Origin of the sequence: Curtobacterium poinsettiae (assembly GCF_025677645.1) — a bacterium.
Classification (GTDB): domain Bacteria; phylum Actinomycetota; class Actinomycetes; order Actinomycetales; family Microbacteriaceae; genus Curtobacterium; species Curtobacterium poinsettiae_A.
Genome location: NZ_CP106879.1, coordinates 425,140 through 445,967 on the forward strand (window position 1 = coordinate 425,140; position 20,828 = coordinate 445,967).

Below are 20,828 nucleotides of genomic sequence, written 5' to 3' on the forward strand. Positions count from 1 at the left end.
CGGCGACGCTCAGCAGAGCGGGACGTTCACCGCGAGCCCACCCATCGCGGTCTCCTTGTACTTCGACGACATGTCCGCCCCGGTCTGCCGCATCGTCTCGACGACCTGGTCGAGCGACACGTGGTGCACCCCGTCGCCACGGAGTGCCATCCGGGCGGCGTTGATCGCCTTGTTCGCAGCGATCGCGTTCCGCTCGATGCACGGGATCTGCACCAGACCACCGATCGGGTCGCACGTCAGCCCGAGGTTGTGCTCCATCGCGATCTCGGCGGCGTTCTCGACCTGCTCCGGCGTGCCCCCGAGGACCTCGGCGAGCCCCGCAGCCGCCATCGACGCCGCCGAACCGACCTCGCCCTGGCATCCGACCTCGGCGCCGGAGATCGACGCCCGTTCCTTGTAGATCGACCCGATCGCCCCGGCGGTCAGCAGGAACCGCACGACGGCGTCGTCGCGTTCGGCGGCGGGGGCGTCGGCGACCGTGGGCACGTAGGTGAGCGCGTAGTACAGCACCGCGGGGATGATGCCGGCTGCGCCGTTCGTCGGGGCGGTGACGACGCGGCCTCCGGTGGCGTTCTCCTCGTTGACCGCCATGGCGACGAGGTTCACCCACTCCATGGCGAAGAGCGGGTCGTGGTCGGGGTCCTCGCGGGTGAGCTGCTCGTGCCAGGTGGCGGCGCGGCGGCGGACGTCGAGCCCACCGGGCAGGCACCCGCCCCGGCGGACGGAACGGTCGACGCACGATTCCATCACGCCGTGGATGCCCAGCAGTCCGGACCGGATCTCGACGTCCGTCCGGGTGACGGCCTCGTTCGCCAGGGCGATGCCGCTGATCGGCAGGCCGGAACCGGCACACGCGGCGAGCAGCTCGGCGCCGCTCGAGAACGGGTACGGCACGGCGTCGTCGACCGGGATCGCGGCACCGGCGACCGCGGCCGACGCGTCCGCCGCGGGCTCGGCCGCCTCGTCCCGCGCGATGAACCCGCCACCGATCGAGTAGTAGGTCTCGTCGGCCAGGTCGGCACCGGCGGCGTCACGGGCGCGCAGCCGCATGGCATTCGGGTGTCGGGGCAGCATCGTCAGGGGGTGCAGGACGATGTCGGCGAGGCGGAACGGCACGCTCGCACCGCCGTCGAGCCGCAGGACACCGTCGCGTTCCAGGGCGTCGAGCGCGAGGACCATGGCATCGGGGTCGACGGTCTCCGGGTGGGACCCCATGAGCCCGGCGACGACGGCGCCGAGCGTGCCGTGGCCCTGCCCGGTGGACGCGAGGGACCCGTACAGGTCGACCACCACGGACGCGACGGGCAGGCCACGGACGAGGGTGGCGAACTCGGCACCGGCCCGCATCGGGCCGACGGTGTGCGAGCTCGAGGGGCCGACACCGACGCTGAACAGATCGAAGACGGAGACCGGCACGCCGCCACACTAACCCGTCCGGACGGACCGGTGCTCAGCGCCGCCGCCCGGGGCTGCTCAGCGCCGTCGACCACCCTCGGGCGGCATCACGAACCACAGCACGACGTAGGCGATCCACAGCGGCCCGGGGAAGAAGCTCAGGATGACCCAGACCACCCGGACCAGGGTGCGGGACAGGTTGAAGCGGTCGGCGAGACCGGCGCAGACGCCGGCCAGCAGACGACCGTTGCGGGGACGGGAGAGTGTGCTCATACCGACGACGCTACGCAACGCGGCCGGTCGAGGGCATCCGGGTCGCACCCCGAGCGTGGTGGGGGAAACCCCCGGACCGGCCCTGAGCAGCCCTGGGATCAGGGGATGAGGACGATCTTGCCGCGGGTGTGGCCCTGCTCGAGCTCCTCGAAGGCGTCCTGCACGCGGTCGAGCGGGTAGGTCGCGGCGACGGGCACCTCGATGGCGCCGTTCGCGACCTCGAGGGCGAGCGCCCCGAGGATCTCCGGGTCGGCGGTGTCCGCGCTGCCCGAGGCCTTCGCCCCGACCTCGGCGGCCTCGTCGAACGCGATGATCGTCTCGATGCGGTCGACCGGTACGCCGAGGGCGATGCCGAGCCGGACGTACTCGGCGCCGTGGGTGTCGATCACGGCGTCGACGCCGTTCGTCGCGAGTTCGGTGATGCGCTCCTGCAGCCCGTCGCCGTACGCGACCGGCCGTGCACGCTTGGAACGGAGCCACTCGTGGTTCGCCTCGGAGGCGACGGCGATGACGTCGATGCCCTCGTTCGCGAGCAGCTGGGTGACGAAGCCGCCGACCCCGCCGGCGGCACCGGACACCACGACGGTCTCACCCGGACGCGGGTCGACCGCACGCACGGCTGCGGCCGCGGTCGTCGCGATGACGTCGAGGCCACCCGCCACGGTCCAGTCGAGCAGGCGTGGCTTCTGGACGACCTGGACTGCCGGCACGGAGACGTACTCGGCCTGGCTGGCGCGGTCCCACGACCAGCCGATGACCTCTTCGCCCTCGTCGACGCCGTCCACCTCTGCCCCGACGGCCACGACGATGCCGGCGAAGTCGGTGCCCTGCCCGGACGGCAGGTCGCCGCCGAACGCACCCTGACGGATGGCCGACTCCCCGGGGTTGATGCCCGCGGCGCGGACGCGCACGAGCACCCGCCCGGGCGTCACCTCGGGAACGGGCACCTCGGCGACGTGCAGGACCGATCGGTCACCCCACTCGTCGAAGCGGACAGCGCGCATGGTCTCCGGGATCTCAGTCATCGGAACCGACGCTACCCCGGAGCGCGGCACCCGGTCCGTGTGGACCGCTCCATCCCAGCGAGGACGAGGAAGGGAGAGGGTGCGAGACTGGGAGCATGCCCATCCTGAACAAGGACATGCAGGTCTGCATGTCGCTGGCCGCGCGACCGAGCAACATCGGCACCCGGTTCCACAACTTCCTGTACGACGAGCTCGGCCTCAACTTCCTGTACAAGGCGTTCACCACGACCGATCTGCCCGGCGCCGTCGCCGGCATCCGTGCGCTCGGGATCCGCGGTTGCTCGGTGTCGATGCCCTTCAAGGAGGCGATCATCCCGCTGGTCGACCACATCGAGGACTCCGCCGCCGCGATCCAGTCGGTCAACACGGTCGTGAACGACGACGGCGTGCTCACCGCGTCGAACACCGATTACGAGGCGATCGCCGCACTGCTCGCATCGCACCAGGTCGACCCGGCTTCGCGTGTGCTGCTCCGGGGCTCGGGCGGCATGGCCAAGGCCGTCACGGCAGCGTTCCGCGGCGCCGGGTTCGACCGGTTGACGGTCGTCGCCCGCAACGAGCAGACCGGCCCGGCCCTCGCATCGCAGTACGGGTACGAGTGGGTGGCCGACGAGCGTGCGGCGGGGGAGACCGACCTGGTCGTCAACGTCACCCCGCTCGGCATGCGCGGCGACCAACAGGACGCGGTCGCCTTCGCGCCGGAACGGATCGAGGCGGCGCACACGGTCTTCGACGTGGTCGCGTTCCCGTCCGAGACGCCGCTCGTCCGTGCAGGGCGCGCCGCCGGCAAGCACGTCATCACCGGTGCCGAGGTCATCGCCCTGCAGGCCGCCCGCCAGTTCGAGCGGTACACGGGCGTCGCCCTGACCGACGACCAGGTGGCGCGTGCCAGCGAGTTCAGTCGGGCGCAGTAGACGCAACCGGCGACGGTCAGGAGGCCCGTGGCGGCGCCGCCACGGGCCTCCCGTCCGTCCACGGGGACGTCTCAGGCGTTCGCCGCGCGCCCCGCGGCGACCCAGCTGAGCCGGCGGATGCTCTCGCGGTTGCGGAACCAGATGCCGGGCTGCGCGATGAACCCGGGGACGAGCGATCCGGGTCCCGCGACCGGGTTCTCCCGCAGGGTGACGCGGCAGCCCCGCGGGTGCGGTTCGATCTCGACCTCGACGCGGGCCTCGCCGACGGGCCAGCCCCGGGCCTGGATGACCAGCCGGCGCGGCTCGTCGTACTCCAGGACCGTCGTCGTGTCGTTGATGACGAACGGCCAGACGCCGAACGAGTGGTGGATCCGGGTGCCCACGGCCGGCCATGCGGGGTCCTCACCACGCATCCGCGAGGCGCCGACCACCCAGGTCGGGTAGAGCCAGCCGTCGCCGAGGACGTCGAAGACGGCCTCGGGGGAGCAGTGGAAGATGCGGACGTTCTTCGCCATGGTGATCAGCCTTCCGGGGTGAGGTCGACGTCCTCCGGCAGGCCGAAGGTGTGCCGGAGTGCGCTCTTCGCCGCGTGCCACCCGGCCATGCCGTGCACCCCGGGGCCGGGCGCGGAGGACTCGGAGCACAGGTACATGCCACCGCCCATCCGCCACGGGTCGCTGGACAGGACGGGGCGCTTGACGAGCTGCCAGACGCTCGCGGCACCGGCGGCGATGTCGCCGCCGACGTAGTTCGGGTTGTACTCGCCCATCTGCACGGCGGTGCGGGAGCTCGACGACAGGATCGTGTCGCGGAACCCCGGCGCGAACCGCTCGATCTGGCGGGTGACGGCCTCGGTCGGGTCGACGTCCGACCCCGCCGGGACGTGCGCGTAGGCCCAGAAGACGTGCTTGCCCCTCGGGGCGCGGGTCGCGTCCACCACGGTCGGCTCCGCGCCGAGCACGTACGGGCGCTCGGCGTGCTGGCCGTGCGCCACGGCACGTTCAGCGGCCGCGATCTCCTGCCGGGTCCCGCCGATGTGCACGGTCCCGGCCTTCCGCAGCGACTCGTTGGTCCACGGCACCGGGTCGGACAGTGCGAAGTCGACCTTCGCCGCCGCGTTGCCGAACCGGAAGCGACGGAGTGCACCCCGCTTCGGGGTCGGGATCTGCCTGCCCGCGATCCGGAGCATGCCCGGCACGCTCGTGTCGAACAGCACCGCCTTCGCCGGGGTGAGGTCACCGAGTGACCGGACCTCCTGCCCGGTGACGATGCGGCCACCGTGCGCGACGAGGTCCGCGGCGAGCGCGTCGACGATCGCCTGGCTGCCGCCGATCGGCACCGGCCAGCCGCGGGCGTGCGCGTACGAGCCGAGTGACAGTGCCGCCGCGGCGGTGGACAGGGACGGCAGGTCCTGGATCGAGTGCGCGGCGACGCCGGACACCATCGCCGGGGCAGCCTCGCCGCGGAAGCGCACGTTCCACGCGGCCGTGCCCTGCTCGAGCGCCCGCAGGCCGAAGCGCAGGACCGTCAGAGGGTGCCGCGGCACGTGCAGCAGCGCGTCGGTCGCGAAGTCGGCGACCTGGTCGGCGTTCTCCGCCAGCGGGGCCATCAGCTGCTTGAAGGCCGGCCCGTCCACCCCGAGCTCGGCGGCGGTGCGGTCGAGGTCCTGGTAGGCGATGCCGGCACGGCCGCCGTCGAGCGGGTGCCCGTACTGCACCTCGGGCAGGCGGAGCTCGATGCGTTCCTCCATCCGGAACCGCCGGAAGAACTCGGACTGCAGGGCCATCGGGTGCACGGCGGAGCAGACGTCGTGCAGGAAGCCGGGCAGGGTGAGCTCGGCCGTCCGGGCGCCGCCGCCGATCGTGTCGTTCCGTTCGACGACCTCGACCGACAGTCCGGCGCGTGCGAGCGTCACCGCTGCCGCGAGCCCGTTCGGTCCCGCTCCGACGACCACCGCATCAACCATGCACCGAGCCTAGGGACTCGTGACTGCGTGTGGTGTCGGTCAGGTGCGCGAGGTGTCGGGATCGGCCGGGTCCGACTCGTCCTGGTCACCGTCGGCGTCGTCGGGTTCGTCGGCGTCGGCCGGGGTCGATCCGACGGGGTGTTCGGCGAGCAACTCGGCGAAGTCCTCGTCGAGCATCTGCTGCAGCCGGTCGTCGCGGCCGATCTCGTAGTCGTCCGTTGGGCGCTGGGCCCAACCGAGGCGTCCGACGACGGTGGTGCCGATGTCGTCCCAGGCCCGGGCCCGCGCGGCGAGCACGATGCCGTCGACGAAGTGCTGGTCGTCGCGGCGCTTGTCGAGCATGGTGGCGAGCTGCTCGTACGTTGCCTCACGCATCCGGAGCTTCAGGTCGTCGCCCCGCCGGTAGTCGTGCTGGTGGCGGGAACGGCCCTTCTGCTTGCTCGAGGTGGAGCGGATGTCGCGCATGCGTGCGGCGTCGCCCCGCTGTTCCTCGGCCATGCGGTGGAGTTCCTCGCGGGTGGCCTCGGCGATGAGCGCGTGGTCGAAGTACCCCTGGTCACGCAGGGCGTTCGTGATGATGCGGTTGGCCACTGCGATGGTGACGGCGGCCTTCGCGATGAGGAAGCCCTCGTCGACCGCCCGCTTCAGTTCGACCTGGCTGATGGGTCGATCGCGCACGTCGTGGTTGCGTCGTCCGAACAAGGCCATGCTCCGACGATACCGGCGACCGGTGTCGGTCCGGCTGCACGAGGGCGGCGGGCGTCAGAGCAGCAACCCGTACACCGCGACGTCGACACGCTCGGGGCCGAGCGGCAGCGCGCCACGCAGGGTGCCCTCGTGCGCGAAGCCGAGCCGCTCGGCGAGCCCCCGGCTCCGCGCGTTGTCGACCGCGGTCCGTATCTCCATCCGTGCGGACCCGCGTGCCCGGGCGACCCCGATCAGCACGGAGGCGGCCCGCCGGACCACGCCACGACCCTCCTGTCCGGCGTCCACCCAGTAGCCGAGCGACGCCTGGCCCAGGTACGGGTCGAACGTCAGCGAGGCCACCCCGACGATCCGGTCGTCCGCGCGGATGACGCAGGGCAGCGCGCGGTCCATCGCGAACTGCCCGAGCAGCCGCTCGGTGTGCAGCGCGATGGTCTCGCGGGTCTGGGCATCCCAGGCCCAGGGCTCCGCGGCCCGCAGACGATCGGTGTTCGCGTGCACGAGTGTGAGCACCGGGTCGACCGTGCTCAGGTCGCGCAGTGTCAGCGTGTAGCCGTCACCGAGGTCGCGTCCGAACGTCGTCACCGTCCCGACACTAGGCACCCCTGCCTGTCACTCGTACCGGAGTGCCTCGATCGGGTTCTGCCGTGCGGCTCGTCGTGCCGGCAAGGTGCCCGCCAGGAACGCGATGAACATCACGACGAGGATGATCGTGGCGACCGAACTCGGCGCGAACTGCATGATCTGCAGGCCCGGCAGGTCCTTGAGCACCGTGCCGGCGAGGACGTTCGAGATGCCCGTGCCGAGCAGGATCGCGACACCGGCCCCGATCGCGCTGCCGAGGAACCCGATGAACACCGCCTCGAGCGAGAACAGGGTGTACACCTTGCCGCCGCCCATGCCCATGGCCTTCATCAGGCCGATCTCGCGGGTGCGCTCCTGCACGCTCATGAGCAGCGTGTTGATGATGCCGAAGCCCGCCGCCACCAGGGCGATGACGGCGAAGGCGTTCAGGACCCCGACGATGCCGCTGATGACGGTCTGGAACTGACCGAGCTGGTCCTGGATGGTCTGCCCGAGGAACCCGTCGTCGGCCAGGGACTTCTTGACCGTGGCGACGGAGGCGTCGGAGTCGAGCGTCGCGGTGGCGCTGGCGTAGGACGTCGCGATCGAGTCGGGCTTGCCGATCTCCTGCGCGGCCTGCATGGCGTCGGTCAGTGCGGCGTTCGCTCCGGCTCCGCTGCCGAACAGCGACTCGTTCTGCACGCCCACGACGGTGGCGGTGAGCGTGTGCTCCTTGCCGTGGTAGTCATCGACGGCGATCGTGAGTTCCTTGCCGACGGCGGCGGAGGCGCTGCCGAGACCCATGTTCTTCAGGTAGTCGGTCGGCAGCATCACCTGGTTGGCGTCGGTCTCGTCGTCGAGCTGCTTCCCGCTCGCCAGGTCGGCGTCGAGCTCGCCGGCGTTGGCCGTGAGCGAGACGACGTACTTGCCGTGGTCGCCGTACTCGGCGTACTTCGGGGCGAGGGCGACCGCGGGGCGGAGGCTCGTGATGCCGTCGGTCTTCTCGATCGCGTCGACGTCGGACTGCGACAGGTACGAGAACGATGCCGGGCCGCGGTCGACGCTCTGTCCGGACGCCTCGGGGTCGTACTCCGCCGGGCCGCTGTCGGTCGAGGTGGAGTCCACGGCCTTCGTGACGACCAGGGTGCCGTCGTCACCGATCGAGGAGACCTGGCTGTCGATGTAGTTGCTGACGCCCGTGCCGATGGCCGAGGTGAGCGTGATCGTGAAGGCGCCGATGAAGATCGCGATGACCGTCAGGGTCGTGCGCAGCTTCGAGCGGAAGGTGTTCGCGACCGCGGTGCGCAGGAGGTCGAGGAAGTTCATGCGGAGTGCCTTCCGTGGGTGGCCGACGCCTCGACAGTGTCGTCGGATCCGCCGACGATCAGGCCGTCACGGACGTTGACGCTGCGGTCGCAGCGTGCGGCGAGCTCTTCGTCGTGCGTGACCACGACGAGCGTGATCCCCCGCTCGCGCTGCAGCCCGAACAGCATGTCCTCGACCACCTGTCCGGTGTTCGTGTCGAGGTTGCCCGTCGGCTCGTCGGCGAAGATCACGCTCGGCTCGCCGACCAGCGCCCGGGCGATGATCACGCGCTGCTTCTGGCCGCCGGACAGGTCGTTGGCGTCGTTCTTCGCCTTGTCGGCCAGCCCGAGCGCATCGAGCGCAGCCATCCCCCGGCGCTTCCGCTCGGCACCGGAGACACCGGCGATCTTGAGCGGGAGCACGACGTTGTCGAGCACCGAGGTCTTCGGCGTCAGGAAGAACTGCTGGAACACGAACCCGAAGGTGCTGTTCCGGGTGCGGTTGACCTGCCGCGCACCGAGTGTCGCCGCGTCGGTGCCGTCGAGCAGCACCTGTCCGGCCGACGGCTTGTCGAGCAGTGCGAGCAGGTGCATCAGCGTCGACTTGCCGGAGCCGGACTTGCCGACGATCGCCAGACTCTCGCCCTGGTGCACCGCCAGCGACACCCCCTTGAGCGCGTCGAACCGCGTCGCACCGCGGCCGTAGGTCCTGGTGAGGTCACGGGCCTCGAGCACGGGAGTGGTCATGGGTTCACCGTAGTGTCCGATGCACGACTGCAAGTTTGCGTTTGCTGTAGATCATGTGACGTTCCGGTTACAGTCGGGCCATGCCCGACTCCGCGACGCCGTCAGAACTCGGTCTCCGTGACCGCAAGCGCATCGAGACCCGCACCCGCATCGCCGAGGCGGCTCGGTCCCTGGCCCTCGAGCAGGGCGTCGACGGCACCACGATCGAGCAGATCGCCGCGCGGGCCGACGTCTCCCCGCGGACGTTCTTCAACTACTTCGAGAGCAAGGAGGACGCGGTCCTCGGGCACACCGAGCTCGACCTCGAGCCCGCGACCCTCGAGGCGCACCTGGCTGCCGTCGCGGGGGAGCCCGCGGCGCAGGCCGTCGTGGACCTGGCGTTCCTGGTGTTCGGGTCGTCGTTCGGCGACGAGCACGAGCGGCTCGAGCGCAAGGCCGTCATCGTGCGGTTCCCGCAGCTGATGCGTCGGCAGGTCGCGCGGATGACCACGGTCGCCGAGGCGATGACCGGCGCGGTGCGCACGATCCTCGAGCGCGACCCGGCCTGGGGGCCCGAGGCGGCGACCCCGCAGGCGGCCGAGATGCTCCTCGGCATGTGCATGACGGGGCTCCGCAGTGCCGCTCGGCACGAGGGGTCCGAACCGGAACAGGTGCGGGCCGCGGTGGTCGCGTCGATCCGTGAGACGGCTGCGCGCATCGCCGCGGCCTGAGGCGCGACCACGAACGGACGGGAGGCCCGTGGCGGCGTCGCCACGCGCCTCCCGTCCGTCAGGCGGGTGCGTCGAGAACGGTCAGGGCTTCGTGATGAAGCCCTCCTTGACCATCCAGTCGAAGGCGACGTCGGCCGGCTCACGCCCCTCGACGTCGACCTGGCGGTTGAGTTCCTGCAGCACGGCGTCCGTGAGCTTCGGCGAGATCTGGTCGTAGATCCCCTCGAGCTGCGGGTACTCCTCGAGCGTCTTCGAGTCGATGACGGGCGCGACGTTGTACGCCGGGAAGAACCCCTTGTCGTCATCGAGCACCGTCAGCCCGAGCGACTTGATGCGGCCGTCGGTGGTGAAGACCTCACCGAAGTTGCACTTCCCGCGGTCGGTGGCCGTGTAGACCGTGCCGGTGTCGAGGATGCTCACGTTGCTGCTCGGCACCCCGTTCGACCCCGAACCGCCGAGCTCCAGACCGTACTTCTTGAGCATCGGCTTGAAGCCGTCGGCACGTGAGTTGAACTCCGACTCCACGCAGAACGTGCGCTGGTCGACCGGCAGCTTGGTGATGTCGGAGAGCGTCTTGACGTCCCCGAGCTCCTTGACGGCCTCGTTGCGGACGGCGAAGGCGTAGGTGTTGTTCATCGGCGCCGGCTCGAGCCAGGTCAGCCCGTTGTCCGCGTCCTCCTGCTTCACCGCCGTCCACTGCTCGGTCTTGTCCGGGATCCCCTTCGCGTGGCCCATGAAGGTCAGCCAGGCGGTGCCGGTGTACTCGTACGTGAAGTCGGCCGCGTGCGAGGTCATGAGCTCACGGACCGCGACGCTGCCGGGCACGTTCGTCTCGTCGGTGACGTCGAACCCGGCGGCCTTGGCGGCGAGCACGGCGATCTTGCCGAGCACGAGCTGCTCGGTGAAGTTCTTCGACGTCACGGTGATGTGTGCGTCGGCCGGCAGGTCGTCGATGCGCTGGATGGAGCCGGCACCGGCCTCGGGCACGAACGAGGTTGCGGGCTGCAGGCCGCAGCCGGTCAGGACGAGGGCGGTGGCACCGGCGACGAACGCGGCGGCTCCGACCCGGGTGCGGGTGCGGCGGGTGCTGCGGGTGCGGCGGGTCATCGGAGTCCCTTCGGTCGTGCGACCGTCTCGACCACGCGGCCGAGCCAGTCGATGGAGAGGGCGAGCAGGGCGACGAGCAGGGCCCCGGCGACGAGCACCTTCGGCAGGAACAGCGTCACGCCCGTCGTGATGAGCAGCCCGAGTCCGCCCGCACCGACGAAGGTGGCCAGGCTCGCCGTGCCGACGAGCAGCACGAGGGCGGTCCGGATGCCCGAGAGCATCACGGGCACCGCGAGTGGCAGTTCGACGCGCATCAGCACGCTGAAGGCGCTCATGCCCATGCCGCGACCGGCCTCGACCAGTCGGTCGTCGACGCTCTGCACGCCGATCATGGTGTTCCGGAGCACCGGTAGGATCGCGTAGAGCACGAGCGCGATCACGGCGGACGAGCTGTTCAGGCCGAGCCAGGCGGCGAGCAGCACGATGAGGCCGACGGCCGGGGCCGCCTGCCCGAAGTTCGCGACGGCGAGCACGTACGGGCTCGCCCGGCGCAGCGGCCCGCGGGTGAGCACGACGCCCAGCGGGATGCCGATCACGAGCACCAGGACCGTCGACTGCAGCGTCAGCACGAGGTGCTGGCCGGTCAGGGCCAGGATGTCCGCCGGGTTGAGCGTCGTGCGCTCCGTCGGGGTCAGGTCCGCCGTCGCGAGCCACACCGCGAAGCCGGCCAGGACGACCAGGATCGCGATCGGCTGGAACAGCAGGCCCTTCCACGAGGTGCTCGCACCGGTGGCGGGACCGGCAGCGGCGACTGCGCTCACAGGTCTTCTCCGGTGGGCATGGCCGACACCGGCGACGACGGCATGGTCTCGATCGGGTTCGTGTTCGTGCCGACCGGCGTGTAGGCCTGGTCGCCGGCGGCGGTCGCGCGGGAGCGGGTGATCGCCTCCATCACGGTCTCGACGGTGATGACCCCGCGGAACGCGTCACGACGGCCGGTGACGAGGGCGGCGCCGGCGCTCGAGACGAGCATGGTGTCGAGCGCGTCGTTGAGGGTCGCTGCCTCGCCCACGACGGGCAGGCCGGGCTCGACGCCGTCGGGGATGCGGTCGAGGCGCTCGAGCTGGCGGCGGGACGGCCACCCGATCGGACGCTGGCGGTGGTCGACGACGACCGCGTGCTGGTGCCCGCCGGCCTCGTTCATGCGCTGCAGCACGGCCTTGACCTCTTCGCCGGGCGAGCACGTCACGGCCGACTCGACCTCGACGTCGCGCACGCGGTTCAGTGTGAGCTGCTTCAGCCCGGCGCCCGAGCCGATGAAGTTCTCGACGAACTCGTTCGCCGGCTCGGCCAGGATCCGCTCCGGGGTGTCGTACTGCACGATGTGCGCACCCTCGGTGAAGATGACGATCCAGTCGCCGAGCTTCACGGCCTCGTCGAAGTCGTGCGTGACGATGACGATCGTCTTGTGCAGTTCCTCCTGGATCCGCAGGAGCTCGTCCTGCAGGCGCTGGCGGGTGATCGGGTCGACCGCACCGAACGGCTCGTCCATGAGCAGGACGGGCGGGTCCGCCGCGAGCGCACGGGCCACGCCGACGCGCTGCTGCTGCCCACCGGAGAGTTCGCGGGGGAACCGGTCGCGGTAGGTGTCGGGGTCGAGCGAGACCAGGTCGAGCAGCTCGTCGACGCGCGCCGCGATCTTCTCCTTCGACCAGCCGAGCATCTTCGGCACGATCGCGATGTTCGCCGCGACCGTCATGTGCGGGAAGAGACCGCCGGCCTGGATCACGTAGCCCATGCGGCGGCGGAGTTCGTCGCCGTCGATGCCGGTGACGTCGTCGTCGCCGACGACGATCCGGCCCTGGGTGGGTTCGATCAGGCGGTTGATCATCTTGAGCGTCGTCGTCTTGCCACAGCCGGACGGGCCGACGAGCATGACGATCTTGCCGGCCGGGATCTCGAGCGTGATGCCGTCGACGGCGGGCTTCGACTGCCCGGGGTACCGCTTGGTGACCTCGTCGAGCAGGATGCTGCGCCCGGTGACGTCCCCGTCGGGCGCGGTGGTGGTGGCGGAGTCAGTGCTGGACACGGATACCTCTCGAGATGGTCAGGCGGCCGAGGCCGATGAGGAGCAGGTCGAGGACGAGGGCGAGCAGGACGACACCGACCACCCCGACCACGACGGAGAACAGGGCGTTGGCGCCGCCGAGGCGGGACAGCCCGGAGAAGATGAAGCCGCCGAGCCCGGGGCCGAGCGCGTACGCGGCGATGGCGGCGATGCCCATCACCATCTGCGCGGAGACGCGGACGCCGCTCAGGATGATCGGCCACGCCATCGGCAGTTCGATCTGCAGCAGGGTGCGGAACCGGCTCATGCCGATGCCGCGCGCCGACTCGACGACAGTGGGCGGGATCTCGGCCAGGCCGACGACCGCGTTGCGCAGGATCGGCAGCGCGGCGAAGAAGACGACCGTCACGACCGACGGCAGGACGCCGAAGCCGAGCGGGACGATGAGCAGGCCGATGACGGCGAACGACGGCAGGGTGAGACCGATGGCCGACACCCCGTTCGCGAACGCGGTCAAGCGCGGGCTGCGGTAGACGAGTGTGGCGAGCACCACGGCGATGACCGTGGCGAGCACCGTGCACTGGACGACCAGTGAGAAGTGCTGCCACGATGCGAACCAGATCTGGCTCCATCGCTCCACGACGTACTGGAACACGGGTGGGCGCTCCCCTTCCGGTCGGCTGAACTGCCCACAGATCGGGGCACGAGCTCGGCCAAAGCTACGCAGCAGCTGGACCGGTTGCACAACGCACATCGGCGCACACGGTCGTTTCCCTCACATCTGCTGGGAGAACAACCCCTGGTCAGAGCACGGACTGCACGGCAACCCTGGGAGAACGGTAACGATCGGTCTGCGGGCTCGGCTACGCGTCGAGGTCGCGCAACCCCGCTCGCTCCGCGATGTCGACGAGCTGCTCGCGCCAGCGAACCCATTCCTCCGGCGACTTGTCGGCCAGGTTGCCGTCACCGTCGCCGGCCAGGCCGTCGAGCATCTCGCGCACGATGTCGGCGTGACCCGCGTGCCGCGCGGTCTCGTACGCCATGTGCACCAGGATCCGGTGCAGGGTGACGTCCCGGTGCCCCTCCGGCCACCACAGCACGGTCCCGGCGGCGCTCAGGTCGAGCGCCTCGATCGTGGCGTCGGCGTGGGCGGCACTCCGGTGGTGGAAGGCCACGATGTCGGCCATGGTCTCGTCGAGCGAGGCGTACATGTCCTCGCCACCCTCCGACTCGAGCCAGGCGGGCTGGTCCGGCAACGGCCGCCCGAACACCTCGCCGAAGTAGCGGGCCTGCACCCCGGCGACGTGCTTCACGAGCCCGAGGACGTTCGTGCCCGTGGGCGTCACGGGCCAGCGGGCCTGCCGCTCCGCCAGCCCGTCGAGCTTGGCCAGCAGGGCCGCACGGTGCTTCTGCAGGTACCGGTGCAGCGTCCGCTTCACCGCGGTGTCGGCGGCCGCGCCGTCCGCGGCCGTCTCGCCGTCGGCGCTCCGCGAGGACCCTTCGTCCGACAGCAGGGCGTTGCCGCTCGCCGCCAGCGTGCTGGTGCTCGCCGGGTGCACCTCGGGGATCGCTTCGACGTCGCTCATGCCCCCGATCGTGCCACCCGGAGCTCCTGCAGGCGCGTCGACTCCTGCACGGCGACCCGTTCGGCCGTCAGCAGCAGCCCGGCGACCTCGGAACCGGTGCGTGTCGGTGCGTCGTTCCAGCTCGTCAGGTCGCGAACCCGCCCCATCCGGATGTCCGGGGCGGGGCACCACAGCACGGGCTCGCCCTCCTCGCGGGCGAGGGCGTGCCACACGACGTCGAGCGCGTGCTGCACCCGGGGCGCGTGGACCGCGTGCGGTCCGCCGGCGGCGGACACGACCGCGCCGACCAGGCATGCGCCGACGAGCGGCCTGCCCTGCACGTCCATCGCGGCGGCACTGGAGGCCGTGCGCTCGCGGCCGTGCTCGTCGAGGTAGGCGAACCAGGCGTGCTGGACCCACCCGCGTTCGACGACCGCGCGTGCGTCGGAGAGCAGGTGGACGAGTTCGCCGAGTTCGCGTACCCGGTCGTCGACCCGTCGCGCGCGGGCGTCGGCGCGGCGGTCCGAGATGCGGTCGAGCAGACCGCGGAGACCGTGTCGCTCGGGTCGGACGGGGGCGGGGGAGGCGTCGGTGGCGACGTCGTGCTGGACGCGGAGCTCGAGGGTCATGATGGCCCCTCCGATCGGCTGTGCACGGATGGTGCGGTCACGATAGCCCCGCGGGGACTCAGTCGTCCAGCACCGCGTCGATGCTCCGTTGCGCGACGCTCCGGAAGGCGCGTTCGTCGGCGGTCGCCAGCGCGGACGCGAGCGCGACCGCCCACCCCCGGGCGCGCAGCCAGGTGGTGTCCGAGGCTGCGACGTGTGCCCGGAACGCGTGACGTCCCGGCCGGTCCAGCGTCAGCCAGGCGGTGGCGAGGTCGACGGCGGGGTCGCCCGCGGTGACGTCCCCGAAGTCGATCACGGCCGACAGGCGGTCGACACCGTCCGACGGGTCGACGAGCAGGTTGAAGGGGTGCAGGTCGCCGTGCACCCAGACGGGAGGCCCGGCGTGCGCGGGCACGGCGGCTGCGGTCCGCCACAGCGTGGCCAGCTCTCCGGCCCGGTGCACGCCGTGCTCGTCGAGTCGCGTCAGCACGGCGTCGCTCCGCGACGCGAGCGGCACCGCACGGAACGGGTTCGCCGGGGCGTCGTCCGGGGCCGGGACGTGCAGGAGCCCGACGAACGCGGCGAGCGCCTCGGCGACGGGGACCCCGGCCACCCGTTCGCCGATCGCCGTGCCGGGCAGCCACGGCACGATGCTCCACGACCACGGGTACCCGAGGGCCGGGTGCCCGGTGCGGACGGGAGCCGGCACCGGGACGACCGATCCGACCCGGGCGGCGATGTCGGGCAACCAGCGCTGTTCGTGTTCGACGAGGCGTGCGGCCAGCTCCCGACGGGGGACCCGGACGGCCAGGTCGTCGCCCAGGCGCAGCACGACGTTGTCCCAGCCGTTCGCGACGACCTCGAGCGGGAGCCCGGCCAGGTCGGGGTGCTGGTCGCGCAACAGGGACCGGACGAGCGGGACGTCGACGTCGACCTCGGCAGCGGGTGTGGGCACGGCGTCAGGCTAGTGGGCCGCCGGACACACGCCCGCGAACTGGGGCCGGTGGCGCGACACCCTCCTCGGTAGTCTCAGAGGCGAGGTGACGTGGGTGTTTCCCTGGGGGGACCCGCGTCACTCCGGAGCGATGAGCGCGACGAGCCGCGGGATCTCCGGACGCAGCCGTTCGGTGACGAACGCGTCCAGCAGGACCGTCCAGAGTTCTCGCAGTCGAATCACCACGCGGCCGACGAGCGACGTCGCGCGTGGTCAGCGAACACCGGCGGCGGGTGCACCGGCCGCATTCGGCAGGCGTTCGGCCGGGTGCCCTACGGTCGGTCGCCATGGACGGATGGCGGAACCCTGCGCGCTGGGCACGGACGGGGCGGTGGCTGCTGCTGCCGATCGCGGTGCTGGACTGGGTCGCGCTCGCGCCGCAGACCATCGTGGTGCTGGCGTTCCTGATCGCCGTCGTGGGGCTCGCCGGCATGGCTGCGGCCCTCGTGGTGCACATGCTCCGACGGTCGCGCGGGGCGATGGCCGGCCTCGGGGTCGTGCTGCTGCTCGGTGGCCTCGTCGTGTTCGGCCTCGATCCGTTCCCGGGCTCGTTCCCGCTCATCGAGTCGTGGTGGCCGGAGTCGATCACACAGCCGCAGCACGTCGGCAGCGCGTACTGGCAGCTGGCCGGCCTGGGCATCGAGCTCGCCGGGTTCGCCTTGCTCGCCACGCTGCTCGTGGTCGCGCTGACCGGCACTCCGCGCCCGCGGCAGGACCGCTTCCGCTCCTGACCCACCCCGGGCAGCGCGCCGCACCGGTCCGACGTGTCGCGCTCAGTGCCGCGTGAGCACCACCAGCGTGACGTCGACCGCGGCGTCCGTGGGGACCGCCGTGCGCACCCGTTCGACCGCCGTGGCCCCGTCCGGGGCGGAGCGCACCAGCGCAGCGAGGTCGTCCAGGTGCCGGAGCCCGTCCGACGTCAGGACCCCCTGCGTGCAGATCGCCAGCCGGTCGCCGGGTTCCAGGTCGAGCGCGCCGGGCGACCGGGGGATCGACTCCGGCTGCAGCCCGAGCGGCAGGTCGAGCGGGTGCAGGACGCGAGCCGGTCCGTCGGCGGGGACGAGCACCGCGAGGCCGTGCCCGGCGTCGCCGAAGTCGACGTGACCCGACGTCGGGTCGAGCCGCAGGTGGAAGAGCGAGCCCACGGCGTCCGCAGCCGACAGGTCGGCGGTGACCTGCGCCTCCAGGCCGACGATCGCGTCCGACACGGCCGAACCGGTCCGTGCCGCCACGGCACCCCGGACCGTCGCGGCGAGCAGGCCAGACGCCGGTCCGGCGGCGCTCACGCGGCCGACGGTGACGTGCAGGCCGCCGTCCGGGGCGATGCGCCAGTCGGCGACGTCACCCCCGCCGTCGTCGTGCTGGGCGACCACCACGTCGAGGTCGTACCCGGGGATCTCCACCGGGTCCGGCACCAGTCCGTCGAGCACCCGGCGCACCCGCCCGCGGTCGATGGCGATGCCGAGCTCCCGCTCCGCCCACCGCGCCAGGTCCCGCAGCAGGGCGACGTCCTCGTCCGAGAACGACCGCGGAACCGCGTCCATGATGCACAGGGTGCCCACACGGGTGCCGTCGACCATGGTCAGCGGTGCACCCGCGTAGAACCGGATGCCGTGCTCCGCCACCGCCGCCGTTCCGGCGAACCGGGCGTCGAGCGACGCGTCCGGGATCACCATGGGTTCCGGGGTCAGCACCGTCGACGCGCAGAACTGCTCGCTGGCGGGGACGCTCGATCCCTGGTGCCAGCCGAAGGTCGACTGCGTGGTGACGAGGTCGTGGTGGACGAGGTTGAGGAAGGTCAACGGGACGTCGAACGCCTCGTGGGCCATGCGGGTGATGCGGTCGAAGCGCTCCTCGGGTCCTGATCCCAAGATGGCGAGCGCCTCGATCACCGCGGTGCGCTTGTCCGCACCGTCGAGATGGTTGGTCACCCGGCCTGTCTACGCCCATCGTCCGACAGGAACCAGTCCCTCGGGTGGGGGTCGGCGGTCAGGGCGCGTCGCTCGGACACCGGGGCAGCCCAGGCCGCCGCATTGGACAACACGCGCTGGATGTCGGGGTGGTGGTAGACGGGGTACTCCTGGTCGCCGGGCGAGAAGTAGAAGACCTTGCCGAGGCCCCGGCGGTACGCGACGCCGGAGCGGAAGACCTCGCCGCCCGCGAAGGTCGACAGGAAGACCTCCTCGTCGGGGCGGGGGATGTCGAAGTACTCGCCGTACATCTCCTGCCGGTCGATGACGATCGGGTGCGGCACGCCGGCCGCGATCGGGTGCTCGGGCGCGACGGTCCAGACGAGTTCGCGCTCGCCGTCGTTCCGCCACTTCAGCGAGCAGGTCGTGCCCATCAGGCGCTTGAACGGCTTGGAGTAGTGGCCGGAGTGCAACACCACCAGGCCCATGCCGGCGTGCACGGCGTCGACGACCAGGTCGACGACGGCGTCGCTCACCTCGTCGTGGGCGGCGTGCCCCCACCAGAACAGCACGTCCGTGGTGGCCAGGCGTTCGGCGGTGATGCCGTGGTCGGGTTCCTGCAGGGTGGCGGTGGAGACGTCGGCCCCGGGCTGCTGCTGCCGGAGCGCCTCGGCGATCACGGTGTGCATGCCGTCGGGGTAGTGCCCGATGACCGTCGCGTCACCGCGGATCTCGTGCACGTTCTCGTTCCAGACGACGATGTTCAGGGGACGGTTCTCGGTCGGCGCTGACATGTCGCCCACGCTACCCGTGATCGGATCGCGCAGGCTCTGGCGTTTTCTGATCGTTTGACCTACCTTCAGATCACATCCGCGCAGGGCGTCGGCGCCAGGGGGCACCGATCACCGTCCGCGCCGAGGACAGGGGCTCGTCCGATGCAGCACCGCACCATCACCACCGTCGCACTCGCGGCGGCACTCGCACTCGCCGTACCGACCACCGCGTGGGCATCGCCCTCCGGTCACCACTCGAAACGGACCGCGACCACCTCGACCGTGACCTACACGGCGAGCGACGCGGTCATCCCGAACCCCTCGCGCGGGTTCGACCACACCACCGAGACGCACTACCGCGCCGACGGCACCGGGTACACGCCGCTCGACGCCGCGACCCTCCGGGGCTACCGGGCCGAGGGCGTCACGCAGGTCGTCCGGGTGTTCTACATGGAGGCGTTCGTCCAGCAGCGGCAACTCAGCCCGGCCTGGCTCGCGCTCGTGCAGCACGACTACGACACCGCACGCGCAGCCGGCGTGGGTGTGATCACCCGGTTCGCGTACGTCCAGGGTGGCTCGTACCCGTACTCGGCGCCCTACGGTGACGCCGATCTGCCGACCGTGCTCGCGCACATCGAGCAACTCACCCCGACGCTCCGCCGCAACGCCGACGTCATCCCGACCCTGCAGGGGGGATTCATCGGGCTCTGGGGCGAGGGCTACTACACCGACCACTTCGCGAGCGACCCGGCGAACCCGGGCGTGCTGACCGAGGCCGACAAGGACGCCCGACGGCAGGTGCTCCAGGCCGAGCTCGCGGCCCTGCCGTCGAGCCGCTCGGTCCAGGTCCGGACGATGCAGATGAAGCAGGACGCGCTCCGCACCCCGTCCGGCACGGCCGGGGCACTCACCCCGGCGCAGGCGCACGACGGATCAGCAGCGTCGCGCATCGGGCACCACAACGACTGCTTCCTCGCCTCGCCGGACGACTTCGGCACGTTCCTGAGCAACCCGCTGTCGCTCGACCAGGACTACCTGGCGGCGGAGTCGCGGTACGTCCCGGTCGGTGGTGAGACCTGCGCCGTGAACGCGCCGCGGTCCGAGTACCCGTCCGCCTCGGCCGAGATGGCGAAGTACCACTACAGCTACCTCAACCTCGACTACAACAAGGACGTCCTGGCGACCTGGGGCGCGGACGGCATGACCGACGCCGCGAAGAAGCTCGGCTACCGCTTCACGATGACGTCGAGTACCGCCACCTCGGGCGCGAATCCGTCGGTGGCGGTGTCGATCCGGAACGACGGCTGGGCGGCACCGTACAACAGCCGCCCGGTGCAGCTCGTCCTGACCGACGGCGACCGCCGGGTGACCGTGCCGGTGGACGCCGACGCGTCGTCCTGGCAGCCGGGGCAGAGCGTGACCGTCCGGTCGTCGCTCGCCGACGTGCCGGACGGGCGCTGGAGCGTCGCACTCGCCCTGCCTGCGCCGGAGGCCTCGGTGGCGGCGGACCCTGCGTTCGCGATCCAGACGGCGAACACCGGCACGTGGGACGCGAGCACGGGCGTGAACCACCTCGGTCAGACGGTCGTCGTCCAGCACTGAGCGGACGTGCAGCGCGCCCCGGGTCGGACGGCCCGGGGCGTTCTGCTGTCTGTCAACCGGGTCCGCCACCATGGAGGCCATGACTCCGCGCTCCCTGTTCCGCGCCGCCGCGGTCGCCGAACTCGTGACATGGACCCTGCTCATCCTCGGGATGGTGCTCAAGTACGGCCTGGACGCCGGCGACTGGGGCGTCCGGATCGGCGGTGGGGTGCACGGCTTCGTGTTCCTGGCGTACCTGGTGGTCACGACGGTCGTCGCGGTGAACCAGCGGTGGTCGCTCGGGGCGCTCGTGCTCGGCTGGGCCAGTGCCGTCGTGCCGTACGCCACGGTGCCGTTCGAGGTCGCGGTCGCCCGCCGCGGCATGCTCGAGGGCTCCTGGCGCCGCTCGCCGGACGCCCACTCGGGCTTCTGGGACCGCCTGCTGTTCTTCGTGGTGCGTCGGCCCGCCGTGGCCGCGGGCATCGGGGTCGTGGCCGTCGCCCTCGTCTTCACCGGGCTGCTCGCCGCCGGGCCGCCCGTCCCGTCCCGCGGCTGACCCCCCGCGCGTCACCCGGGTCCCCTCGCGCCCACTTCGTGTGCAGGAATGGTCGGGTTCGTGGTGCGGACCCGACCATTCCTGCTCACCAAACGCGGCCGCGGACGCGACCACGGACGGACG

At 71.4% G+C, this 20,828-nt stretch carries 23 protein-coding genes; 5 read left to right on the forward strand and 18 right to left on the reverse strand.

Annotated features, from left to right (window positions below; translation table 11 throughout):
* Window positions 1-9: 9 nt before the first annotated feature.
* The 3 genes from OE229_RS02100 to OE229_RS02110 all read right to left on the reverse strand — a co-directional run bounded on the left by OE229_RS02100 (window position 10) and on the right by OE229_RS02110 (window position 2,693).
* Window positions 10-1,416 carry an L-serine ammonia-lyase gene (locus tag OE229_RS02100; protein ID WP_262139520.1) on the reverse strand — a complete coding sequence of 469 codons (1,407 nt, stop codon included), beginning with the start codon at window positions 1,414-1,416 and terminating at the stop codon, window positions 10-12.
* A 57-nt stretch (window positions 1,417-1,473) separates the two neighbouring features.
* Window positions 1,474-1,668: a PspC domain-containing protein gene (locus OE229_RS02105; protein WP_027466823.1), complete on the reverse strand. Its 195-nt coding sequence runs from the start codon at window positions 1,666-1,668 to the stop codon at window positions 1,474-1,476.
* 98 nt (window positions 1,669-1,766) lie between these two features.
* Window positions 1,767-2,693 (reverse strand): NADP-dependent oxidoreductase, encoded by a 927-nt coding sequence (locus OE229_RS02110; RefSeq protein WP_232749124.1) that lies wholly within the window; start codon window positions 2,691-2,693, stop codon window positions 1,767-1,769.
* A 95-nt stretch (window positions 2,694-2,788) separates the two neighbouring features.
* On the opposite strand from OE229_RS02110, the gene OE229_RS02115 reads away from it, so the two are divergent.
* On the forward strand, window positions 2,789-3,607 hold the full coding sequence (locus tag OE229_RS02115) for a shikimate 5-dehydrogenase (protein ID WP_182064446.1): 819 nt from the start codon (window positions 2,789-2,791) through the stop codon (window positions 3,605-3,607).
* A 71-nt stretch (window positions 3,608-3,678) separates the two neighbouring features.
* Here the strand turns inward: OE229_RS02115 and OE229_RS02120 are convergent, their stop codons facing one another.
* The 6 genes from OE229_RS02120 to OE229_RS02145 are packed head-to-tail and all read right to left on the reverse strand — an operon-like array spanning window position 3,679 to window position 8,893.
* The gene (locus OE229_RS02120) at window positions 3,679-4,122 is read right to left on the reverse strand and encodes an SRPBCC family protein (RefSeq protein WP_262139523.1); all 444 of its coding nucleotides are present in this window, start codon (window positions 4,120-4,122) and stop codon (window positions 3,679-3,681) included.
* Between the two features lie 5 nt (window positions 4,123-4,127).
* A complete protein-coding gene (locus OE229_RS02125; RefSeq protein WP_262139524.1) occupies window positions 4,128-5,573 on the reverse strand; it encodes a phytoene desaturase family protein in 1,446 nt (481 codons plus the stop codon).
* 39 nt (window positions 5,574-5,612) lie between these two features.
* Entirely contained in the window at window positions 5,613-6,281 is a 669-nt protein-coding gene (locus tag OE229_RS02130) for a hypothetical protein (protein WP_262139525.1), read from the reverse strand.
* Between the two features lie 54 nt (window positions 6,282-6,335).
* A complete protein-coding gene (locus OE229_RS02135; protein WP_262139526.1) occupies window positions 6,336-6,863 on the reverse strand; it encodes a GNAT family N-acetyltransferase in 528 nt (175 codons plus the stop codon).
* Window positions 6,864-6,890: 27 nt separating this feature from the next.
* Window positions 6,891-8,168, reverse strand: a complete 1,278-nt coding sequence (locus OE229_RS02140; RefSeq protein WP_262139528.1) for an ABC transporter permease — start codon at window positions 8,166-8,168, stop codon at window positions 6,891-6,893.
* Window positions 8,165-8,893, reverse strand: coding sequence for an ABC transporter ATP-binding protein (locus OE229_RS02145; protein WP_262139530.1), 729 nt, complete (start codon window positions 8,891-8,893; stop codon window positions 8,165-8,167). The genes OE229_RS02140 and OE229_RS02145 overlap by 4 nt, the downstream gene beginning before the upstream one ends.
* Window positions 8,894-8,973: 80 nt before the next feature.
* Between OE229_RS02145 and OE229_RS02150 the strand changes: the two genes are divergently transcribed.
* The gene (locus tag OE229_RS02150) at window positions 8,974-9,603 is read left to right on the forward strand and encodes a TetR/AcrR family transcriptional regulator (protein ID WP_262139531.1); all 630 of its coding nucleotides are present in this window, start codon (window positions 8,974-8,976) and stop codon (window positions 9,601-9,603) included.
* 81 nt (window positions 9,604-9,684) lie between these two features.
* Here OE229_RS02150 and OE229_RS02155 read toward each other — a convergent pair whose 3' ends face one another.
* The 7 genes from OE229_RS02155 to OE229_RS02185 form a co-directional block, all read right to left on the reverse strand.
* Entirely contained in the window at window positions 9,685-10,710 is a 1,026-nt protein-coding gene (locus OE229_RS02155; RefSeq protein ID WP_262139533.1) for a glycine betaine ABC transporter substrate-binding protein, read from the reverse strand.
* On the reverse strand, window positions 10,707-11,471 hold the full coding sequence (locus OE229_RS02160) for an ABC transporter permease (RefSeq protein WP_111023383.1): 765 nt from the start codon (window positions 11,469-11,471) through the stop codon (window positions 10,707-10,709). The genes OE229_RS02155 and OE229_RS02160 overlap by 4 nt, the downstream gene beginning before the upstream one ends.
* The gene (locus OE229_RS02165; protein ID WP_017887899.1) at window positions 11,468-12,739 is read right to left on the reverse strand and encodes an ABC transporter ATP-binding protein; all 1,272 of its coding nucleotides are present in this window, start codon (window positions 12,737-12,739) and stop codon (window positions 11,468-11,470) included. The genes OE229_RS02160 and OE229_RS02165 overlap by 4 nt, the downstream gene beginning before the upstream one ends.
* A complete protein-coding gene (locus OE229_RS02170) occupies window positions 12,726-13,373 on the reverse strand; it encodes an ABC transporter permease (protein WP_182064456.1) in 648 nt (215 codons plus the stop codon). Before OE229_RS02170 ends, OE229_RS02165 begins: the two co-directional genes overlap by 14 nt.
* Window positions 13,374-13,581: 208 nt before the next feature.
* Entirely contained in the window at window positions 13,582-14,304 is a 723-nt protein-coding gene (locus OE229_RS02175; protein ID WP_262139535.1) for a DinB family protein, read from the reverse strand.
* Entirely contained in the window at window positions 14,301-14,912 is a 612-nt protein-coding gene (locus OE229_RS02180; protein ID WP_209132432.1) for a DUF6197 family protein, read from the reverse strand. Before OE229_RS02180 ends, OE229_RS02175 begins: the two co-directional genes overlap by 4 nt.
* Window positions 14,913-14,970: 58 nt before the next feature.
* Entirely contained in the window at window positions 14,971-15,846 is an 876-nt protein-coding gene (locus OE229_RS02185) for an aminoglycoside phosphotransferase family protein (protein ID WP_182064459.1), read from the reverse strand.
* A 326-nt stretch (window positions 15,847-16,172) separates the two neighbouring features.
* Between OE229_RS02185 and OE229_RS02190 the strand changes: the two genes are divergently transcribed.
* Complete coding sequence (locus tag OE229_RS02190) at window positions 16,173-16,616, forward strand: disulfide bond formation protein B (protein WP_182064460.1); 444 nt, start codon at window positions 16,173-16,175, stop codon at window positions 16,614-16,616.
* Window positions 16,617-16,658: 42 nt separating this feature from the next.
* Here OE229_RS02190 and OE229_RS02195 read toward each other — a convergent pair whose 3' ends face one another.
* Both OE229_RS02195 and OE229_RS02200 read right to left on the reverse strand, forming a co-directional pair.
* Window positions 16,659-17,816, reverse strand: coding sequence for a PP2C family protein-serine/threonine phosphatase (locus OE229_RS02195; protein WP_262139537.1), 1,158 nt, complete (start codon window positions 17,814-17,816; stop codon window positions 16,659-16,661).
* Window positions 17,813-18,589: a ThuA domain-containing protein gene (locus tag OE229_RS02200; protein ID WP_262139538.1), complete on the reverse strand. Its 777-nt coding sequence runs from the start codon at window positions 18,587-18,589 to the stop codon at window positions 17,813-17,815. Before OE229_RS02200 ends, OE229_RS02195 begins: the two co-directional genes overlap by 4 nt.
* A gap of 141 nt (window positions 18,590-18,730) precedes the next feature.
* Here OE229_RS02200 and OE229_RS02205 point away from each other — a divergent pair, with 141 nt between their 5' ends.
* Window positions 18,731-20,170, forward strand: coding sequence for a DUF4832 domain-containing protein (locus OE229_RS02205; RefSeq protein ID WP_262139540.1), 1,440 nt, complete (start codon window positions 18,731-18,733; stop codon window positions 20,168-20,170).
* Window positions 20,171-20,249: 79 nt separating this feature from the next.
* Entirely contained in the window at window positions 20,250-20,705 is a 456-nt protein-coding gene (locus tag OE229_RS02210; protein ID WP_182064463.1) for a DUF3817 domain-containing protein, read from the forward strand.
* Window positions 20,706-20,828 lie beyond the last annotated feature (123 nt).

Bases quoted from the DNA above. Each gene is read 5' to 3' on its own strand.
- OE229_RS02130 (WP_262139525.1), bottom strand. From the start codon at position 6,281: ATGGCCTTGTTCGGACGACGCAACCACGACGTGCGCGATCGACCCATC.
- OE229_RS02110 (WP_232749124.1), bottom strand. From the start codon at position 2,693: ATGACTGAGATCCCGGAGACCATGCGCGCTGTCCGCTTCGACGAGTGG.
- OE229_RS02190 (WP_182064460.1), top strand. From the start codon at position 16,173: ATGGACGGATGGCGGAACCCTGCGCGCTGGGCACGGACGGGGCGGTGG.
- OE229_RS02125 (WP_262139524.1), bottom strand. From the start codon at position 5,573: ATGGTTGATGCGGTGGTCGTCGGAGCGGGACCGAACGGGCTCGCGGCA.
- OE229_RS02145 (WP_262139530.1), bottom strand. From the start codon at position 8,893: ATGACCACTCCCGTGCTCGAGGCCCGTGACCTCACCAGGACCTACGGC.
- OE229_RS02140 (WP_262139528.1), bottom strand. From the start codon at position 8,168: ATGAACTTCCTCGACCTCCTGCGCACCGCGGTCGCGAACACCTTCCGC.
- OE229_RS02200 (WP_262139538.1), bottom strand. From the start codon at position 18,589: ATGTCAGCGCCGACCGAGAACCGTCCCCTGAACATCGTCGTCTGGAAC.
- OE229_RS02120 (WP_262139523.1), bottom strand. From the start codon at position 4,122: ATGGCGAAGAACGTCCGCATCTTCCACTGCTCCCCCGAGGCCGTCTTC.
- OE229_RS02210 (WP_182064463.1), top strand. From the start codon at position 20,250: ATGACTCCGCGCTCCCTGTTCCGCGCCGCCGCGGTCGCCGAACTCGTG.
- OE229_RS02180 (WP_209132432.1), bottom strand. From the start codon at position 14,912: ATGACCCTCGAGCTCCGCGTCCAGCACGACGTCGCCACCGACGCCTCC.
- OE229_RS02115 (WP_182064446.1), top strand. From the start codon at position 2,789: ATGCCCATCCTGAACAAGGACATGCAGGTCTGCATGTCGCTGGCCGCG.
- OE229_RS02150 (WP_262139531.1), top strand. From the start codon at position 8,974: ATGCCCGACTCCGCGACGCCGTCAGAACTCGGTCTCCGTGACCGCAAG.
- OE229_RS02105 (WP_027466823.1), bottom strand. From the start codon at position 1,668: ATGAGCACACTCTCCCGTCCCCGCAACGGTCGTCTGCTGGCCGGCGTC.
- OE229_RS02155 (WP_262139533.1), bottom strand. From the start codon at position 10,710: ATGACCCGCCGCACCCGCAGCACCCGCCGCACCCGCACCCGGGTCGGA.
- OE229_RS02175 (WP_262139535.1), bottom strand. From the start codon at position 14,304: ATGAGCGACGTCGAAGCGATCCCCGAGGTGCACCCGGCGAGCACCAGC.
- OE229_RS02205 (WP_262139540.1), top strand. From the start codon at position 18,731: ATGCAGCACCGCACCATCACCACCGTCGCACTCGCGGCGGCACTCGCA.